The 16,678-nt window shown below is 60.4% G+C and carries 14 protein-coding genes; 11 read left to right on the plus strand and 3 right to left on the minus strand.

Going from position 1 to position 16,678, the window contains the following annotated elements:
- The first annotated feature begins 15 nt into the window (after nucleotides 1–15).
- On the plus strand, nucleotides 16–1,308 hold the full coding sequence (cytX, locus tag AC3IUE_RS02505; RefSeq protein ID WP_489265355.1) for a putative hydroxymethylpyrimidine transporter CytX: 1,293 nt from the start codon (nucleotides 16–18) through the stop codon (nucleotides 1,306–1,308).
- On the opposite strand, the gene AC3IUE_RS02510 is transcribed toward cytX, so the two are convergent.
- Nucleotides 1,277–2,023: an RsiV family protein gene (locus AC3IUE_RS02510; protein ID WP_489265357.1), complete on the minus strand. Its 747-nt coding sequence runs from the start codon at nucleotides 2,021–2,023 to the stop codon at nucleotides 1,277–1,279. The two genes, cytX and AC3IUE_RS02510, sit on opposite strands and share 32 nt — an antisense overlap.
- A gap of 228 nt (nucleotides 2,024–2,251) precedes the next feature.
- Here AC3IUE_RS02510 and AC3IUE_RS02515 point away from each other — a divergent pair, with 228 nt between their 5' ends.
- The 9 genes from AC3IUE_RS02515 to AC3IUE_RS02555 all read left to right on the plus strand — a co-directional run bounded on the left by AC3IUE_RS02515 (nucleotide 2,252) and on the right by AC3IUE_RS02555 (nucleotide 11,640).
- The gene (locus tag AC3IUE_RS02515; RefSeq protein WP_056746414.1) at nucleotides 2,252–2,869 is read left to right on the plus strand and encodes an NUDIX domain-containing protein; all 618 of its coding nucleotides are present in this window, start codon (nucleotides 2,252–2,254) and stop codon (nucleotides 2,867–2,869) included.
- On the plus strand, nucleotides 2,860–3,312 hold the full coding sequence (locus AC3IUE_RS02520) for a DUF1249 domain-containing protein (protein WP_008153350.1): 453 nt from the start codon (nucleotides 2,860–2,862) through the stop codon (nucleotides 3,310–3,312). The genes AC3IUE_RS02515 and AC3IUE_RS02520 overlap by 10 nt, the downstream gene beginning before the upstream one ends.
- Before the next feature lie 98 nt (nucleotides 3,313–3,410).
- Nucleotides 3,411–4,226: a 3',5'-cyclic-AMP phosphodiesterase gene (cpdA, locus tag AC3IUE_RS02525; RefSeq protein WP_489265360.1), complete on the plus strand. Its 816-nt coding sequence runs from the start codon at nucleotides 3,411–3,413 to the stop codon at nucleotides 4,224–4,226.
- Nucleotides 4,227–4,409: 183 nt separating this feature from the next.
- Complete coding sequence (locus AC3IUE_RS02530) at nucleotides 4,410–5,018, plus strand: YqiA/YcfP family alpha/beta fold hydrolase (RefSeq protein ID WP_462000587.1); 609 nt, start codon at nucleotides 4,410–4,412, stop codon at nucleotides 5,016–5,018.
- A 42-nt stretch (nucleotides 5,019–5,060) separates the two neighbouring features.
- Nucleotides 5,061–6,965 carry a DNA topoisomerase IV subunit B gene (gene parE / locus AC3IUE_RS02535; RefSeq protein ID WP_046045699.1) on the plus strand — a complete coding sequence of 635 codons (1,905 nt, stop codon included), beginning with the start codon at nucleotides 5,061–5,063 and terminating at the stop codon, nucleotides 6,963–6,965.
- Nucleotides 6,965–7,954: an esterase-like activity of phytase family protein gene (locus AC3IUE_RS02540; RefSeq protein ID WP_489265363.1), complete on the plus strand. Its 990-nt coding sequence runs from the start codon at nucleotides 6,965–6,967 to the stop codon at nucleotides 7,952–7,954. The genes parE and AC3IUE_RS02540 overlap by 1 nt, the downstream gene beginning before the upstream one ends.
- Complete coding sequence (locus tag AC3IUE_RS02545) at nucleotides 7,951–8,475, plus strand: retropepsin-like aspartic protease family protein (RefSeq protein WP_046045701.1); 525 nt, start codon at nucleotides 7,951–7,953, stop codon at nucleotides 8,473–8,475. Before AC3IUE_RS02540 ends, AC3IUE_RS02545 begins: the two co-directional genes overlap by 4 nt.
- Before the next feature lie 7 nt (nucleotides 8,476–8,482).
- On the plus strand, nucleotides 8,483–10,750 hold the full coding sequence (parC, locus tag AC3IUE_RS02550) for a DNA topoisomerase IV subunit A (protein ID WP_056746404.1): 2,268 nt from the start codon (nucleotides 8,483–8,485) through the stop codon (nucleotides 10,748–10,750).
- Nucleotides 10,751–10,926: 176 nt separating this feature from the next.
- The gene (locus tag AC3IUE_RS02555; protein WP_489265366.1) at nucleotides 10,927–11,640 is read left to right on the plus strand and encodes a PqiC family protein; all 714 of its coding nucleotides are present in this window, start codon (nucleotides 10,927–10,929) and stop codon (nucleotides 11,638–11,640) included.
- A gap of 235 nt (nucleotides 11,641–11,875) precedes the next feature.
- Here AC3IUE_RS02555 and AC3IUE_RS02560 read toward each other — a convergent pair whose 3' ends face one another.
- The gene (locus tag AC3IUE_RS02560; protein WP_489265368.1) at nucleotides 11,876–13,408 is read right to left on the minus strand and encodes an AhpA/YtjB family protein; all 1,533 of its coding nucleotides are present in this window, start codon (nucleotides 13,406–13,408) and stop codon (nucleotides 11,876–11,878) included.
- A gap of 135 nt (nucleotides 13,409–13,543) precedes the next feature.
- On the opposite strand from AC3IUE_RS02560, the gene serB reads away from it, so the two are divergent.
- Nucleotides 13,544–14,758 (plus strand): phosphoserine phosphatase SerB, encoded by a 1,215-nt coding sequence (gene serB / locus AC3IUE_RS02565; protein WP_008153333.1) that lies wholly within the window; start codon nucleotides 13,544–13,546, stop codon nucleotides 14,756–14,758.
- Nucleotides 14,759–14,887: 129 nt separating this feature from the next.
- Here the strand turns inward: serB and AC3IUE_RS02570 are convergent, their stop codons facing one another.
- Entirely contained in the window at nucleotides 14,888–16,666 is a 1,779-nt protein-coding gene (locus AC3IUE_RS02570) for a molecular chaperone (protein ID WP_489265370.1), read from the minus strand.
- Between the last annotated feature and the right edge of the window lie 12 nt (nucleotides 16,667–16,678).

Raw genomic sequence — 16,678 nt, forward strand, 5'->3', positions numbered from 1 at the left:
TCTGAGATAACACCCTTGAGCATTCAACCCAGCACTTATTCCCCTGATATCGCGGTGCCCAAAGACAAACGTGTCTTCGGCGGCCGCGATCTGTTTTCCCTGTGGTTCTCCCTCGGCATCGGCCTGATGGTCCTGCAGACCGGCGCTCTGCTCGCGCCAGGTCTGGGCCTGTCCGGCTCGTTGCTGGCAATCTTCCTCGGCACCCTGGTCGGCGTTTTGCTGCTGGCCGCCGTCGGCGTGATCGGCAGCGACACCGGACTGTCGTCGATGGCCGCGCTCAAACTCAGCCTCGGTGCAAAAGGCGCGAGCCTGCCGGCCGTGCTGAACCTGCTGCAATTGATCGGTTGGGGATCGTTCGAAATCATCGTCATGCGCGACGCCGCCAGCCTGCTCGGCGCGCGGGCGTTCAGCGAAGGCAGTCTGTTGTCCAATCCGCTGCTGTGGACCGTGTTCTTTGGTGGTTTGGCGACCTTGCTGGCCGTCAGTGGTCCGCTGACATTCGTGCGGCAGATCCTGCGCAAGTGGGGCATCTGGTTGCTGCTGGCCGCGTGCATCTGGCTGACCTGGAACCTGTTCGCCAAGGCCGATCTGGCGGCGTTGTGGGCGCAGGCCGGTGATGGTTCGATGCCGTTCGCCGTGGGCTTCGACATTGCCATCGCCATGCCGCTTTCGTGGTTGCCGCTGATTGCCGACTACTCGCGTTTCGGCAAGCGTGCGAAAAATGTGTTTGGCGGCACGGCAGTGGGTTTCTTTATCGGTAACTTCTGGCTGATGAGCCTGGGCGTGGCCTACACCCTGGCGTTTGCGCCGAGCGGTGAAGTGAATGCCTTGCTGTTGGCATTGGCGGGTGCTGGCCTCGGGATTCCGCTGCTGCTGATCCTGTTGGACGAGTCGGAAAATGCTTTCGCCGACATTCACTCGGCGGCCGTTTCCAGCGGGATTCTGCTGCGCATGAAGGTCGAACATCTGGCGCTGGCCATCGGTGTGATCTGCACACTGATCGCGTGTCTGGCGCCATTGGCTCAGTACCAGAACTTCCTGCTGTTGATCGGTTCGGTGTTTGCGCCGCTGTTCGGCGTGGTGCTGGTGGATCACTTCATCCTGCGCAAACGCGGTGCTCGCATGGCGTCAGCCGCATTGCGCTGGCCGGCGCTACTCGCCTGGTTGGGCGGGGTGAGCACCTATCATTTGCTGGCTAATCTGTATCCGGACATCGGCGCAACCCTACCGTCACTGATTCTGGCAGGGTTGCTGCAACTCGTGCTGGGTCGGGCCTTCAGTTACGGCCAGGAAACAGCTCGGGCTTGATAATGCCGTTCAGGCGTGGGTAAGGGATCTTCAGTTCGACGTGACCCAGCGCGTAAGGCGCGATGGTGCTCACTTCGTACTTGAGGATCACCCCGCCGTACGTCAGCGCCACGTTCTGGGTTTTCTGGAACGGCCACTGCTTCACGAACTCCGGTTCCTGATCGAGCTTGGTGCTGATCAGCCAGCTGTTGTGCGCGACTTGCGCGGCTTTCCAGAACGCCTCTTCCTGTCCCGGCACCAGCATGTCCGACAGTGTCAGCACTTTGTGTTGCTGGCGCGAATAGTTGATGAAGCTGCGGCCCGGCGTGCCATGGTCGCCGCCGGTGTCCAGGTAGCTGGAGAATTCAACGATCACCAAGCCGTCATGCTGCTCACGTACCTTGGCTTGCAGATAACTGCTGTAACGCGGGCCGGCACTGCTCAAAAACTGCTCGCGATACGCTGCCAGCGTCGGCGCCACCGGGGCGTCGGGCGAGGTGCGGGTCATTTGCAGCAGGCGTTTTTCGATGATGCCGTCCAATTGCGGTTCGGCCGGGAAGCGCAGCGTATCGATGTTCACCAGCGGGCAGTCAGGTGTTGTGCAACCCGGTTTCAGCTGTTCGGATGCATCGCGGGTAGTTTCCAGCGGCGTCCGGTAGTTGGGCTGGAACAAACTCTGGCAGGCGCCCAGGGTCAGGGCGATTACCGCCACGGAGGCGATTTTAAAAAGCGACATGGGCGTCCTTCATAAAACAGGGAAAGGCAAAAAGTTATCCGCTTCGACTCTCAACGAAGCAGTCAGTTCGCCACTAAGCTAATTAGAGTTGGTTTCACCCTCACCGTCTATCCCGCTGACTGTAAAGGGGCTGCATCAAAGGTCGCGGGCGCGTTAGGATGGCGCGAAGTCGAGGTTGCAAGTAACAAAAAGGAGCCTCATAACGGATTTGCAGTAAAGAGGATAGTCATGACTGATTTTGCCAACGCCATTCCGACCGCCGTTGATATCGTTCGGCGCGAAAGGTGCTACGAGGGCTTCTACAAGCTCGATCGTGTGCACTTGCGTCACGAATTGTTCGCCGGTGGCATGAGTCGCGAGATCAATCGTGAAGTGTTCGTTCGCCACGATGCGGTGTGCGTGCTGCCGTACGATCCGCAGCGCGATGAAGTGGTGTTGATCGAGCAGTTTCGCGTCGGCGCCATGGGCAAGACTGACAATCCTTGGCTGATCGAGCTGGTCGCCGGTCTGATCGACAAGGATGAAGTGCCGGAAGAAGTTGCTCACCGCGAAGCGCAGGAGGAAGCTGGGCTTGTGTTCGGGGCGCTCTGGCCGATGATCAAATACTTTCCATCGCCGGGCGGCAGCAATGAATTTGTGCACTTGTACCTGGGGCGCTGCGACAGCACCGGCGTCGGCGGCCTGCATGGGCTGGAGGAAGAAGCAGAAGATATCCGCGTCACGGTCTGGGCGTTCGAAGATGCCCTGCAGGCCGTACGCGACGGACGAATTGCCAACGCGGCCAGCATCATTGCCTTGCAATGGCTAGCTTTGAACCGCGCTGAAGTGAGGGGGTTATGGTCGTAAACAAACTGCGCGATCGCTATCGGGTTGACCTCGTGGGGCTGCAAGCCTCCTGCGAGGCCAACTACGCGCGCCTGATGCGACTGTTGCCGGACATGCGCAACGAGCCGGAGGCGCGGCGCATTGCCGTGACCCACGGCGACCAGATGCTCGGCGTGCTGGCCCTCGAAGTGCTGCAGGTCTGTCCGTACACCACAACCCTGCAAGTGCGCCAGGAACACAGCCTGCCGTGGCTGCCGGTGCCGCAACTGGAAGTTCAGGTCTATCACGACGCGTGCATGGCCGAAGTCGTCAGCGCCGAACATGCGCGACGCTTTCGCGGCATCTATCCTTACCCGAACGCCTCAATGCATCAGCCGGACGAAAAGGCCCAGCTGAATATGTTTCTGGGCGAATGGCTGAGCCATTGCCTGGCCTGCGGGCATGAGTACGCCGTCGTGCGGTAGATGTGAACTGCGTCAGGTTCACAAGTTTCCCCTTTTGATCATCCCCCAGCATAATTGCGGCACTCATCCATCCCGTGATTCAGCCCTGGGAGAACGCCTTGCCGAGCGTATCCACATTGACCACCGCCGATTCGGCGTTGCTGGTGCAACTGTCCGACAGTCATCTGTTTGCCGAGACGGACGGGACGTTGTTGGGCATGAATACCCGGGACAGCTTGCAAAAAGTCATCGAGCTGGTGCGGCTTCAGCAGCCGCAGATCGACCTGATTATTGCCAGTGGTGATCTTTCTCAGGACGGGACGCTGGAGTCCTATCAGCAGTTTCGCGACCTGACGCGGCAGCTCGATGCGCCGGCGCGCTGGATTCCCGGTAATCATGATGAGCCGCAGATCATGGCCGAAGCCACCGTGCAGAGTGCGTTGCTTGAGCCGGTGGTGGATGTCGGCAACTGGCGCGTCACGTTGCTCGATTCGGCTGTGCCGGGTTCAGTGCCGGGGTATTTGCAGGATGAGCAGCTACAGTTGCTGGCCCGCTCGTTGAGTGAGGCGCCGGAGCGCCATCATCTGGTGTGTTTTCACCATCATCCGGTGTCGATCGGGTGTGCGTGGATGGAGCCGATTGGATTGCGCAATCCAGACGCTTTGTTTGCCGTGCTGGATCGGTTTCCGCAGGTGCGCGCTGTTTTATGGGGGCATGTGCATCAAGAGATCGACCAGGATCGCAATGGCGTGCGGCTGATTGCCTCGCCTTCGACGTGTATTCAGTTCGAACCGGGCAGTGATGATTTCAAGGTCAGTGACCAGGCGCCGGGGTATCGGTGGTTGCGGCTTTTGCCTGATGGCCAGCTGGAAACCGGCGTGGAACGCGTTACCGGGTTCGACTTTCAGGTCGATTACGGCTCCAACGGTTACTGATTTTTTGGCATTTCCAAAGACCGAGGTGCGGCCATCGCGAGCAAGCTCGCTCCCACATTGGAATGCATACCCCTGTGGGAGCGAGCTTGCTCGCGATGGCGGCGGCTCAGGCAACCTGAATCCTGCGGATTCCCCCGACACCCTGTAAACTGCGCCTCTTTACCCGACGCACAGGGAGCTCAAATGTCTGGTTCGATCCTTTATATCCACGGTTTCAACAGCGCGCCTTCGTCTAAAAAGGCCACGCAGTTGGTACAAGTAATGGAACGTCTGGGCTTGAGCGATCAACTGCGCGTTCCGGCCTTGCATCACCATCCGCGTGAGGCCATCGGTCAGCTAAACAAGGCGATTGAGGAGCTTGGGCGGCCACTGCTGGTCGGCAGCTCACTCGGCGGCTACTATGCGACTCACTTGGCCGAGCGCCATGGCCTCAAGGCCCTGTTGATCAACCCTGCCGTCAGTCCGCACCGGATGTTCGACGGGTATCTGGGGACGCAGAAAAACCTGTATACCGATGAGGCCTGGGAATTGACCCACGACCACGTGATGGCCCTGGCCGAGCTGGAAGTGCCGGCGCCCCAGGATCCGCAGCGGTATCAGGTGTGGTTGCAGACCGGCGACGAAACGCTGGACTATCGCCTCGCCCAGCAGTATTACCGGGCCTGTGCCTTGCGCATCCAGGCCGGCGGCGACCATAGTTTCCAGGGTTTTGCCGAGCAATTGCCGGCAATGCTGAGTTTTGCCGGCATCGGCGCAGATTTGTATCAGGCGATCGATTTCACTGCACTGTGAGTCGTCGCCTCTATTTCACAGAACATTTGACGACGAGACCCCATGGCCACTCCCAGCGCTAGCTCTTATAACGCAGACGCCATCGAAGTCCTCTCGGGCCTCGACCCGGTGCGCAAACGCCCCGGCATGTACACCGACACCAGTCGGCCGAACCACCTCGCCCAGGAAGTCATCGACAACAGCGTCGACGAAGCTTTGGCCGGGCATGCGACCTCGGTGCAGGTCATCCTGCACGCCGATCACTCCCTGGAAGTCAGCGATGACGGCCGCGGCATGCCGGTGGATATCCACGCCGAAGAAGGCGTGTCGGGCGTCGAGCTGATCCTCACCAAGCTCCATGCGGGCGGCAAGTTTTCCAATAAGAACTACCAGTTCTCCGGCGGTCTGCACGGGGTGGGTATTTCCGTGGTCAACGCCTTGTCGAACGAAGTCCGGGTGCGCGTAAAGCGTGACGGCAACGAATACCAGATGACCTTCGCCGACGGTTACAAGAAAACCGAGCTGGAAATCATTGGTACCGTCGGCAAGCGCAACACCGGTACCAGCGTGTTCTTCGCGCCGGACCCGAAATACTTCGATTCGCCGAAATTCTCCATCAGCCGCCTCAAGCACGTACTCAAGGCCAAGGCCGTTCTGTGCCCGGGGCTGCTGGTCAGTTTTGAAGACAAGGCCACCGGCGAGAAAGTCGAATGGCATTACGAAGACGGCCTGCGCTCCTATCTGGTGGACGCGGTCAATGGATTCGAGCGTCTGCCGGACGAGCCGTTCTGCGGCAGCCTGGCCGGTAACAAAGAAGCGGTCGATTGGGCGCTGCTGTGGTTGCCGGAAGGTGGCGACAGCGTGCAGGAAAGCTACGTCAACCTGATCCCCACGGCGCAGGGCGGTACCCACGTCAACGGTCTGCGTCAGGGCTTGCTAGACGCGATGCGCGAATTCTGCGAATTCCGCAGCCTGCTGCCTCGTGGCGTGAAACTGGCGCCGGAAGACGTCTGGGAGCGCATCGCCTTCGTTCTGTCGATGAAGATGCAAGAGCCGCAATTCTCCGGCCAGACCAAAGAGCGTCTGTCGTCCCGTGAAGCGGCCGCGTTCGTTTCCGGTGTGGTCAAGGATGCCTTCAGCCTGTGGCTCAACGCCAACCCGGAAACCGGCATGTTGCTGGCGGAACTGGCGATCAACAATGCCGGCCGTCGTCTGAAGGCCAGCAAGAAGGTCGAGCGCAAGCGCATCACCGCGGGGCCGGCGCTGCCGGGCAAACTCGCCGACTGCGCCGGGCAGGACCCGATGCGTTCCGAGCTGTTCCTGGTGGAAGGTGATTCCGCCGGTGGTTCGGCCAAGCAGGCGCGGGATAAAGAATTTCAAGCGATCCTGCCGTTGCGCGGCAAGATTCTGAACACCTGGGAAGTCGACGGCAGCGAAGTGCTGGCCAGCCAGGAAGTGCACAACATCGCCGTGGCCATCGGTGTCGATCCGGGCTCGGCGGACATCGCTCAGCTGCGTTACGGCAAGATCTGCATCCTCGCCGACGCCGACTCCGACGGTCTGCACATCGCCACCTTGCTGTGCGCGTTGTTCGTCCAGCATTTCCGTCCGTTGGTGGATGCCGGTCACGTCTACGTCGCGATGCCGCCGCTGTACCGTATCGACCTGGGCAAAGAGATTTACTACGCCCTGGACGAAGCCGAACGCGATGGCATCCTCGATCGTCTGGTGGCCGAGAAGAAACGCGGCAAGCCGCAGGTCACACGATTCAAAGGTCTGGGTGAAATGAACCCGCCGCAGCTGCGCGAAACCACCATGGACCCGAACACTCGGCGTCTGGTGCAGCTGACGCTGGACGATTTCGAAGCGACCTCGGAAATGATGGACATGCTGCTGGCGAAGAAACGTGCCGGTGACCGCAAATCCTGGCTGGAATCCAAAGGCAACCTGGCCGAGGTTCTTGGCTGATGCGGGTTGGCTTTGCCCTGGCGTGTGCGTTACTTCTGACCTCGATTTCGGTGTTTGCCGAACCGGTGCCGGAACTGCGCCTGTTGTCCGAGCATCCCGTTGACGGCATGCGCGGCGGTAACCTGTCGGGGCTGGCCCAGTGCGGCAAGGATATGTGGACGGTGTCCGATCGCGACGACGATCAGATTTACCGGCTCGATACCCGCGACAAGGTATGGCAAGCCGAAACCGTGGGCATCGGCGTACCACCGGTGCCAGACAGCGGATTGCCCTGGGGCTTGCGTGCGCGAACCTGGGTGGCGTCGTTTGTCCGTGGCGGGGATCTGGATTTTGAAGGCATCACCTGCGACAGCGCCGGTAATCGCTACATCGTCAGCGAGTCCCACGCCGCGATTCTGCAAGTGCCACCCGTTGGGCCATCGTCCTGGCTGAAGATTTCGCCGATTCTGATTCGCGAAGCGCGGGCCAGCGGCATGCTGCTGCACTTCAATGCGTTGTTTGAAGGCTTGGCGATCAATCCGGCGGGTGATCAATTGTGGCTCGCCGCCGAGCGTCAAAGCCGTGGCTTGTTGCTGATCAAGCGCAAACAAACGGTATGGGATTGCGATGGTGGCTGTGTGTTGCTGAGCGAAGCCGGGAAAGAAATGCAGCCGGCGCAGTTTCCCCGAGCCAAAGCAGTGTCCCGAGACTTTGCCGACCTGTCGCTGTTCAACGGCAAGCTGTTTACCCTTGAGCGCAACGCTTACCAGATCTGCCGCCGTGATTCGGTGACGGCCAAGGTCGAGCGCTGCTGGTCGTTTGCCGATGAAGCCTTGCAGGCGCATCGCCGCTATTCGAGTCCTTACGGCCTGACCGAAGCGTTGATTATTGACGCCGAGGGCGCGTGGATTGGTACCGACAACAACAACGATGCCCGCGCCGATGGCGAGGAACGTCCGATCGTCTGGCGCTTTGCAGCACCTGAAGGTGGCTGGAGTGCCAAGCCATGAGTCAGCAGCCGCCAGGCAAACGCGCCGGTCGAGTGTTGATGGTGCTGGCGTGGTGCGCGGCGCTGTTTCTGGCGACGCGGTTTTTCGGCCAGTGGGAAGCGCGTCAGCAGAATCCCAACGTCGTGGTTAACACGGAGCAGGGCGAAGGTTTTATCGAAGTGAAACTGGCCAGCAACACACAGGGTCACTTCGTCGCCAGCGGCCAGATCAACGGCCAGCCGGTGGATTTCATGCTCGATACCGGGGCGACCGACGTGTCGATCCCGGCGGAAATGGCCGAACAGCTAAAACTGGAAAAAGGCTTTGGGGTGACCCTGAGCACGGCCAACGGTCGCACCCAGGGTTACCGAACCCGCATCGACCGGCTGCAACTGGGCGACATTGTGTTGCGTGATGTGCGCGCCCTCGTCGTGCCAGGCCTGGATGGCAAACAAGTGCTGCTCGGAATGAGCGCGCTGAACAAACTTGAATTTACCCAGCGCGGTGGCACCATGCTGCTGCGCCAGACAACGAACCGATGAGGCCCGCATGAGCGACTCCCTTGATCTCAGCCTGGACGGTGTAGAACGCCGGTCACTGGCTGACTTCACCGAAAATGCCTACCTCAACTACTCCATGTACGTGATCATGGACCGTGCCTTGCCGCATATCGGCGACGGCCTGAAACCGGTACAGCGGCGCATTATCTATGCGATGAGCGAGTTGGGGCTGGACGCCGATTCCAAGCACAAGAAATCGGCGCGTACCGTCGGTGACGTGCTCGGCAAGTTCCACCCGCACGGTGACTCGGCCTGCTACGAAGCCATGGTCCTGATGGCCCAGCCGTTCAGTTACCGCTACACGCTGGTCGACGGCCAGGGTAACTGGGGTGCGCCGGATGATCCCAAGTCCTTCGCCGCCATGCGTTACACCGAGGCGCGGCTGTCGCGTTATTCCGAAGTGCTGCTCAGCGAGCTGGGCCAGGGCACTGCGGATTGGGGCCCGAACTTCGACGGCACCCTCGACGAGCCGCTGGTGTTGCCGGCACGTTTGCCGAACATCCTGCTCAACGGCACCACTGGCATCGCCGTGGGCATGGCCACCGACGTGCCGCCGCACAACCTGCGCGAAGTCGCGACGGCGTGCGTGCGTTTGCTCGATGAGCCGAAAGCCACGGTCGAACAGCTCTGTGAACACATCCAGGGCCCGGATTACCCGACCGAAGCGGAAATCATCACGCCGCGTGCCGACCTGCTGAAAATCTACGAAACCGGCAAGGGCTCGGTGCGCATGCGCGCCGTGTACCACATCGAAGACGGCGACATCATCGTTACCGCGCTGCCACATCAGGTTTCCGGCGCCAAGGTGCTGGAACAGATCGCGGCCATGATGCAGGCCAAGCCGTCGAAAGCCCCGCAAATCGCTGACCTGCGAGACGAGTCCGACCACGAAAACCCGTGCCGGATCGTGATTATTCCGGGCGCACGCAAAAACTTTGACCACGACGCGCTGATGCAGCACCTGTTCGCCAGCACCGAGCTGGAGTCGAGCTACCGGGTCAATATCAACATCATCGGTCTGGACGGCAAGCCGCAGCTGAAAAACCTGCGTGCGCTGTTGGTCGAGTGGCTGGAATTCCGGGTCCAGACTGTGCGTCGTCGCCTGCAATTCCGCCTCGACAAGGTCGAGCGTCGTCTGCACCTGTTGGACGGTTTGTTGATTGCCTACCTCAACCTGGATGAAGTGATTCACATCATCCGCACCGAGGAGCACCCGAAAGCCGCGTTGATCGAGCGTTTCGCCCTGAGCGAAATCCAGGCCGACTACATCCTCGACACCCGTTTGCGTCAGTTGGCGCGACTGGAAGAAATGAAGCTGCGTGCCGAGCAGGATGAACTGCTCAAGGAACAAGCCAAGCTGCAAGCCCTGCTGGGCAGCGAAGCCAAGCTGAAAAAACTGGTCCGCACCGAACTGATCAAGGACGCCGAAACCTACGGCGACGACCGTCGTTCGCCAATCGTCGAGCGCACCGAAGCCAAGGCCCTGACCGAGCACGATCTGCTGCCGAACGAGAAAGTGACTGTCGTCCTGTCGGAAAAAGGCTGGGTTCGTTCCGCCAAAGGGCACGAAATCGACGCCACCGGGCTTTCCTACAAGGCCGGGGATGGTTTCAAGGCCCTGGCGCCCGGACGCTCCAACCAGTTTGCGGTGTTTATCGATTCCACCGGTCGCAGCTATTCGGTGGCTGCGCACACGCTGCCCTCGGCCCGTGGCCAGGGCGAACCGCTGACCGGTCGTCTGACGCCGCCGCCAGGGGCGACGTTTGAATGCGTGCTGATGCCGGAAGACGATTCGCTGTACGTGATCGCGTCCGACGCCGGTTACGGTTTCGTGGTAAAAGGTGAAGACCTGCAAGCCAAGAACAAGGCGGGCAAGGCGCTGTTGAGCCTGCCGAACAACGCCAAGGTGATTCTGCCGCGTCCGGTGGCTGATCGTGAGCAAAACTGGCTGGCCTCGGTGACCACCGAAGGTCGCCTGCTGATCTTCAAGATCAGCGATCTGCCACAATTAGGTAAAGGCAAAGGCAACAAGATCATCGGGATCTCCGGTGAGCGTGTCGCCAGTCGCGAAGAATATGTCACGGACATCGCCGTTCTGCCGGATGGCGCCACATTGGTGCTGCAGGCCGGAAAACGTACCTTGTCACTAAAAGCAGACGACCTCGAACACTACAAAGGTGAGCGTGGACGTCGTGGTAACAAATTGCCACGTGGCTTTCAGAGGGTAGATGCGCTGCTCGTCGAAAACCTCAATTAGGCGTCCTAGAGCGCTCGATCTACGATTTAACGCGTAGATCGACGCTTTGGCGCTGGAGTCGGAACGCATATTCACGGATGATATGGCCTTTCAAGCGCCGGCGTGGCCGAGCGTTCTTCACATTTATTGAGTATTTTCACTGTGGTTAGCCTTGTGGCAACCACCTGGATGGGACGATGACTGCTCTGCGCCTTCCTTTTATTTTGATGCTCGCTGGCGTTCTTGGCCTGGCGGGTTGCAGCACTCACCAACCGGTGTCGCTGTATCAGCTGGACAGCGGAAGTCCGGCTCAGCCTGCGCAAAGCGCGGGCATGGCTGTATTGCTGGGTCCGGTAACGGTCGCCGATTACCTGCAACGCGAAACGTTGTTGCAGCGACAGGCGGATGGCAGCCTGCAAGCTTCGGTGGATGGTCGTTGGGCGGGTAGCCTTTCGTCGGATATCGATCAGCTGCTGCTGCGTCAGGTCGCCGGTCATCTGGACAGCCAGCGCGTGGTGCTGGCGCCAGCGACAGTGGGCTTCACGCCGGATGTGCAGGTTCTGCTGACGATTACTCGCCTGGACTCGGGTGAGGCGCAACCGGCGATCCTTGATGCGCAATGGCGTCTGATCGACCGTCGTGGCCAGGTTCGTGATAACCGCATCATTCACCTGCAAGAGCAACATGCGGGCGGGACGGCGGCTCAGGTTCAGGCTCAGGGTGTGTTGCTGCAGCGTCTGGCCGAGCAACTGTCGACGGCGCTCAAGCCGCTGGCTAATCAGCCACCGATTGCCGAAGCGCCAAAAAAACCGGCTGCCAAGCCGGCGGCACCTGCGGCGGAAGCGGAAAAGCAGCCGAAGATCCCGATGGCTTCGCCGATCCGGACCGATATGGAAGTGTTCAGGTTCTAAGCCTGGATTGATCCAAGAACAAAGCCCGCCATGTGCGGGCTTTGTTGTTTCTGCAGGTTGGAGATCTTCGGTGCTGCTGAAGGCCTCATCGCGAGCAAGCTCGCTCCCACATTGGATGTGCGTCGTTCACAAATCCCCTGTGGGAGCGAGCTTGCTCGCGATGAGGACCGAACAGGCAACAAAAAGCCCGCAGGCGAGTGATCACCTGCGGGCTTCGTTATTGCGGGGCTAAGATTTACGCCCGACGCTCATGCATCCGCGCCAGTTGCCGCTCGAGCATCGACGGATAAGGTTCCATCAACCGCTCCACACAGCACGCACCCTCAGGGCTGGCGATCGGTCGGATTCGTGCGCGCTGGCGGATCAGCGCGTCGTCACCGATTTTGCGCTCCACCAGCAGCAGGTTGCGGCTGTGTTGCGACAGGGCCAGTGCATCCTGAGCGGTTTCGGTCAGCAGCAGATCAATCTGGCTCAGGCCGAACAGCTCGTCACCCAAGGTCAGGCCCAGTTGCAATTGCAGGGTGATGCCACTGTCAGCGACTTCGATCTGCAACTGATGGCCCAAGGCTCGCAACAATTCACCGCAGCAGATGGCGTTGGTCAGGTAGTCGTCGCCGCTGTCTTCGGTGTGGAACAGCATCAGCGTGCTGCCATCGTTCAGGGTGTGCAGCTCGCTCTGGTAGAGCGAGGCGGCCTGATCGAGGCAGTCGCGATAGCGTTTGAGCAGTTCTTCCAGACGTGTACGGGGCAGACGACGCAGTTGATCCTGAGCGCCCAGTTGCACGGCCAGCACCGCGCTGTGCTGCGGCACGTTCGATGGTTGCGGTTTTGCTACCGGTTTCGGCGCGGTCGACGCTGATTCATCACGCAGGTCGGCAAATGCATCGTCGTCATCATCGTCTTCAACGGTGCTGACAATGCGCCGTGGCGCGGGTTTGAGTCCGGCCACAGGCTTGGTTTCATCGAAACTCGGGTCACGCAAGTTGCGCACTTCGAAGGTTGGCTCGTTATCGTCCGCGTCTTCGTAGTCGCTTTCGTCGTACTCAGGCTCGGGAGCGGGTTCCGGCTCGGCGGGCTCTGGCGCGAAGTCGGCGTGCAGCTGGCGAGCCAGGTCGCCGATCTCATCCTGACGCTCGGTGGCCGGGGTGTATTCGTCGATATGGCGCAGCCACACCCGCAATTGCAGCAGCGGCGTGGAGATGTGCCGACCCAGGCGCAGGCTCAAGGCCAGGGACAGCGCCAGCAGAATCGCGCTCAAAATGCCCATGCTTTGCAGGCTGATGGTCATCGGCTGCTGGAACTGATCCATGTCCAGGCTGATGCGCAGTTGCCCGGCGGTCACATCCTGGAACGTGATCTTGCTCTGGTACATGCCTTCGGCTTCGCCCAGCAGGCTATGCTTGGGGCGCTGACCGGCTTCGGCGAGGATGCGGTTATCCACGCTGTAGATGGCAGCGTGAGCCACCAGCTTGTTTTTGGTCAGGTTGTTGAGCAGCACGTTGAGGCTGAGGATGTCGTTGGACACCAACAGCTCCGTGGCGGACGTGGCAGTCTGCGTGGTCAGGCTTTCGCCCAGGGCATCTGCCTGCTCGTGCATGGCCTGCTTGAACTGCAAACCCATCACACAGGCATAGATCACCAGGGCCAGAGCGACCAGGATCACGTTATGGCTGGCAATGCGCAATGCAATCGGTACACGGCGGTGGCGCAGTGCACGGAAGATCAGCAGAAAGAAGTTATCGGTTTTTACTGGCGTGGGCCGGTTCACTTGAGCTCGGCTCTTTTGTCCGTGAAGTTGACGCGCAGTATAGCGACAGGCCCTAGACCGTCAAAGCGCTCACGGTGCCCGATGGTCACTGAATGTGGGTAGAATGCGGTTTTTTTCCACCTGCGGGGGTGCGCCTTGCGCGAAATCGTCCTGATAAACATCACGGGAGTCGACCGTCCGGGTCTGACTGCGGCCATTACCGGCGTTCTGGCCCAGGGTGGTGTGAACATTCTCGACATTGGTCAGGCGGTGATCCACGACACTTTGTCGTTTGGCATCCTGGTTGAAATTCCTGACACCGAGCAAGGCAAGTCGGTGCTCAAGGACATCCTGTTCACGGCTTACAAACTCGATCAGCAGGTGCGTTTCACGCCGGTGTCCGAAGAGGATTACCAGCAGTGGGTCGGCAATCAGGGCAAGAAACGCCACATCGTGACCCTGCTGACCCGCAAAGTGACTGCCGGGCAATTGCAGGCCGTGAGTTCGATCACCGCCAAATATGGCCTGAACATCGACCACATCGATCGTCTGTCCGGGCGTATGCCGCTGGACACCCCGGCCGATCAGGGCAAGGGCTGCATCGAGTTTTCCGTTCGTGGTGAAGCGGCTGATCCGCAAGCGCTGCGGGCCGAATTCCTCAGCGTCGCGCAAGAGCTGAATGTCGACATCGCCTTCCAGGAAGATTCACTGTTCCGTCGTAACCGCCGTCTGGCGGTGTTCGACATGGACTCGACACTGATCGAAGCCGAAGTGATCGACGAACTGGCCAAGGCTGCCGGCGTGGGCGATCAGGTGTCTGCGATCACCGAGCGGGCGATGGCCGGCGAATTGGACTTCCGCGCCAGCTTCAAGGAACGCCTGGCCTTGTTGAAAGGGCTGGACGTCAGCGTGCTGGATTCCATCGGCGCCTCCCTGCGCCTGACCGAAGGTGCCGAAACCCTGTTCGCCGAACTCAAGCGTCTGGGCTACAAGACCGCCATCCTGTCGGGCGGCTTTACCTACTTCGCCAAGCAATTGCAGGCCAAGTTGGGTATCGACTATGTGTTCGCCAACGAACTGGAAGTGGTCGACGGCAAGGTTACCGGCGTGGCGGTCGAGCCGATTGTTGATGCGCAGCGCAAGGCGGATCTGCTGAAGGAACTGGCGCACAAGGAAGGTTTGCGTCTGGAGCAGACCATTGCGGTCGGCGACGGCGCCAACGATTTGCCAATGCTGGCGATTGCCGGGTTGGGCGTGGCGTTCCGTGCCAAGCCGCTGGTCAAACAGTCGGCGAAGCAGGCGATTTCCACCTTGGGGCTGGATGGTGTGCTGTATCTGCTGGGCTTCCGGGATCGCGACGGGCAGCTTTGAGGTATTTGCTGCCTGATCTGGCCTCATCGCGAGCAAGCTCGCTCCCACATTGATCGTGTGATGGAGATAGATCAATTGTGGGAGCGAGCCTGCTCGCGAAGGCCGCGCCGCGGTCTTACAGATTCACCCTCAAAGCGACTTCCACAACGAATCAAAATCCTCCTCAGCGCCGCTTTCCGCGGCGTTGTCATTTCTGGCTGTCTCCAGTGGGCGGTAGGCGAACTGATTGAAACTGTTGGTGCTCGCCACCCGCCGCTCCAGCCCGACCCGGCGTTCCTCGCCGTGGGTATTGATCATGACCTTGTTGCCCTCCTGAAAGGGTAGGCGCGGCGCGAGCAGGGTGGCCGGCACGTCGATGGCGCTGATTTGCGGCAGCAACAGACCGCGAAGGTATTGGCTGTGGTCATCACGGGTGCGCACCAGTTGCAGGCCGCAAGGCTCGGCGCAGGGCGCAACCTGCTCGACGCCCATCTGCGTGCCGCCGCCGCGCACCTGGCGGATCCAGCGCACCACCGCGATGCTCCAACCCTGACCGGCAGAATCCTCGATACCGACCATCTCACCCGCCTGCAACTCGGCCGGCACAGCGACGGGCCAGGCCAGGCAGTAACCGCCGGGGCTGTGATTGACCACTGACAGGATATGGGTCGGGAAGTGCTGATTGCGGTCGGATGCCTCGTGGCTGTCGTCATTCTGAAGCTGCGGGTATTCGATCTCTTCGTAGGGCAATAGAGCGTCTGCATTGCCTTGTGGGGCGGCGTCGAAGGCCTGGTGCCATTGGTCCTTTTCCCGGCCGGCCACTGACGTTACCGAAAACTGTGCAGGCCGGGTGCCGGGGCTTTTCAGGATGTCGCTGAATGAGCGTTGCCCTCCCAGATAAAAGTGCAGCGCGCTCATGCCTATGCACAGGGTCAACGTGCCTTGGCCGACGGTGCGCTGGAAACTGCGCTCGGCAGTCTGGCCCCAGGCGGCATGAAGGTGTTGCAACGTATCCAGGCTTAACTCTGCTGGCACGGGCAGCGGTGATGAATTGTCGTTTTTTTGCAAGTGAGCTTCAATCGCCGCGACCAACGGCTGCGGATCAATCCCCAATAAGCTCTCTTGCTGCTCGGCCCGGAACTTGGTGCGGTAACGCGGTCCGGTGTCGAGGTCTGGCGCGACGGCAAACAGCCCGGTGGCCGGTTTGCCGGGTTGCAGCTTGATCCATTGGCTCCAGGGCTCCAGCACCTCGGCAACCCGGGCAATCTGGTGCTGGCGCAGTTGGTTGCAGCGTGAGGCGCCCAGCAGCAAGGCGACCACGTAAGTCTGTTCGATGCTCAGGTTTTGCGTCTGGCTGGCCAGTTCATCGCGCAGGCTCGTGTGCTGGAGCCGGTGCGCACAGGCGATCCGGTATAGCTCATGCAGCTCCAGCCACAGGCCCTCCGGCACGGGGCAATAGAGTTTGGTCGCGCGAATCAGCGGCCCGTTCAGGCAATGGATCGCCCGTTGCAGCGCCTGGGTCAGCAGCGGCGCACGGTCCTTGCTGTACGTCGGAGTGATGCGCACGACGATCTGTTTATAACCAATGGCCAAGTGACTTTGCAGCGCCTGACAGAGGTTGGCGATCTTGCGGGAACGCTCGTCGAGGACAATCGACTGATGCAGGAAATGCTGCTCAAGGTGTTTGCAGACGAAATACACCTCGGGCCGCAGCAGTTCGAGCAATTGCAGGCGATTGTCGCTGGGCGTGAGCAGCTGGTTGAGTTCGCTCAGGCCTTGATACAGCTGGCGAGCGGTTTCGCCGATGTTGGCTTTGGGTAGATTGGCGATCCAGCGCTTGAGATCACGCGGGGTGGCCTCACAGAACGACAGGCGCAACTGCGTCGGGATCGGGGCGCGTAGCAGGAGGTGGGGGCTGGTCTCATTCATGCCGTGGAAAAA

The sequence above is a fragment of the Pseudomonas sp. GL_093 genome, from assembly GCF_057837605.1.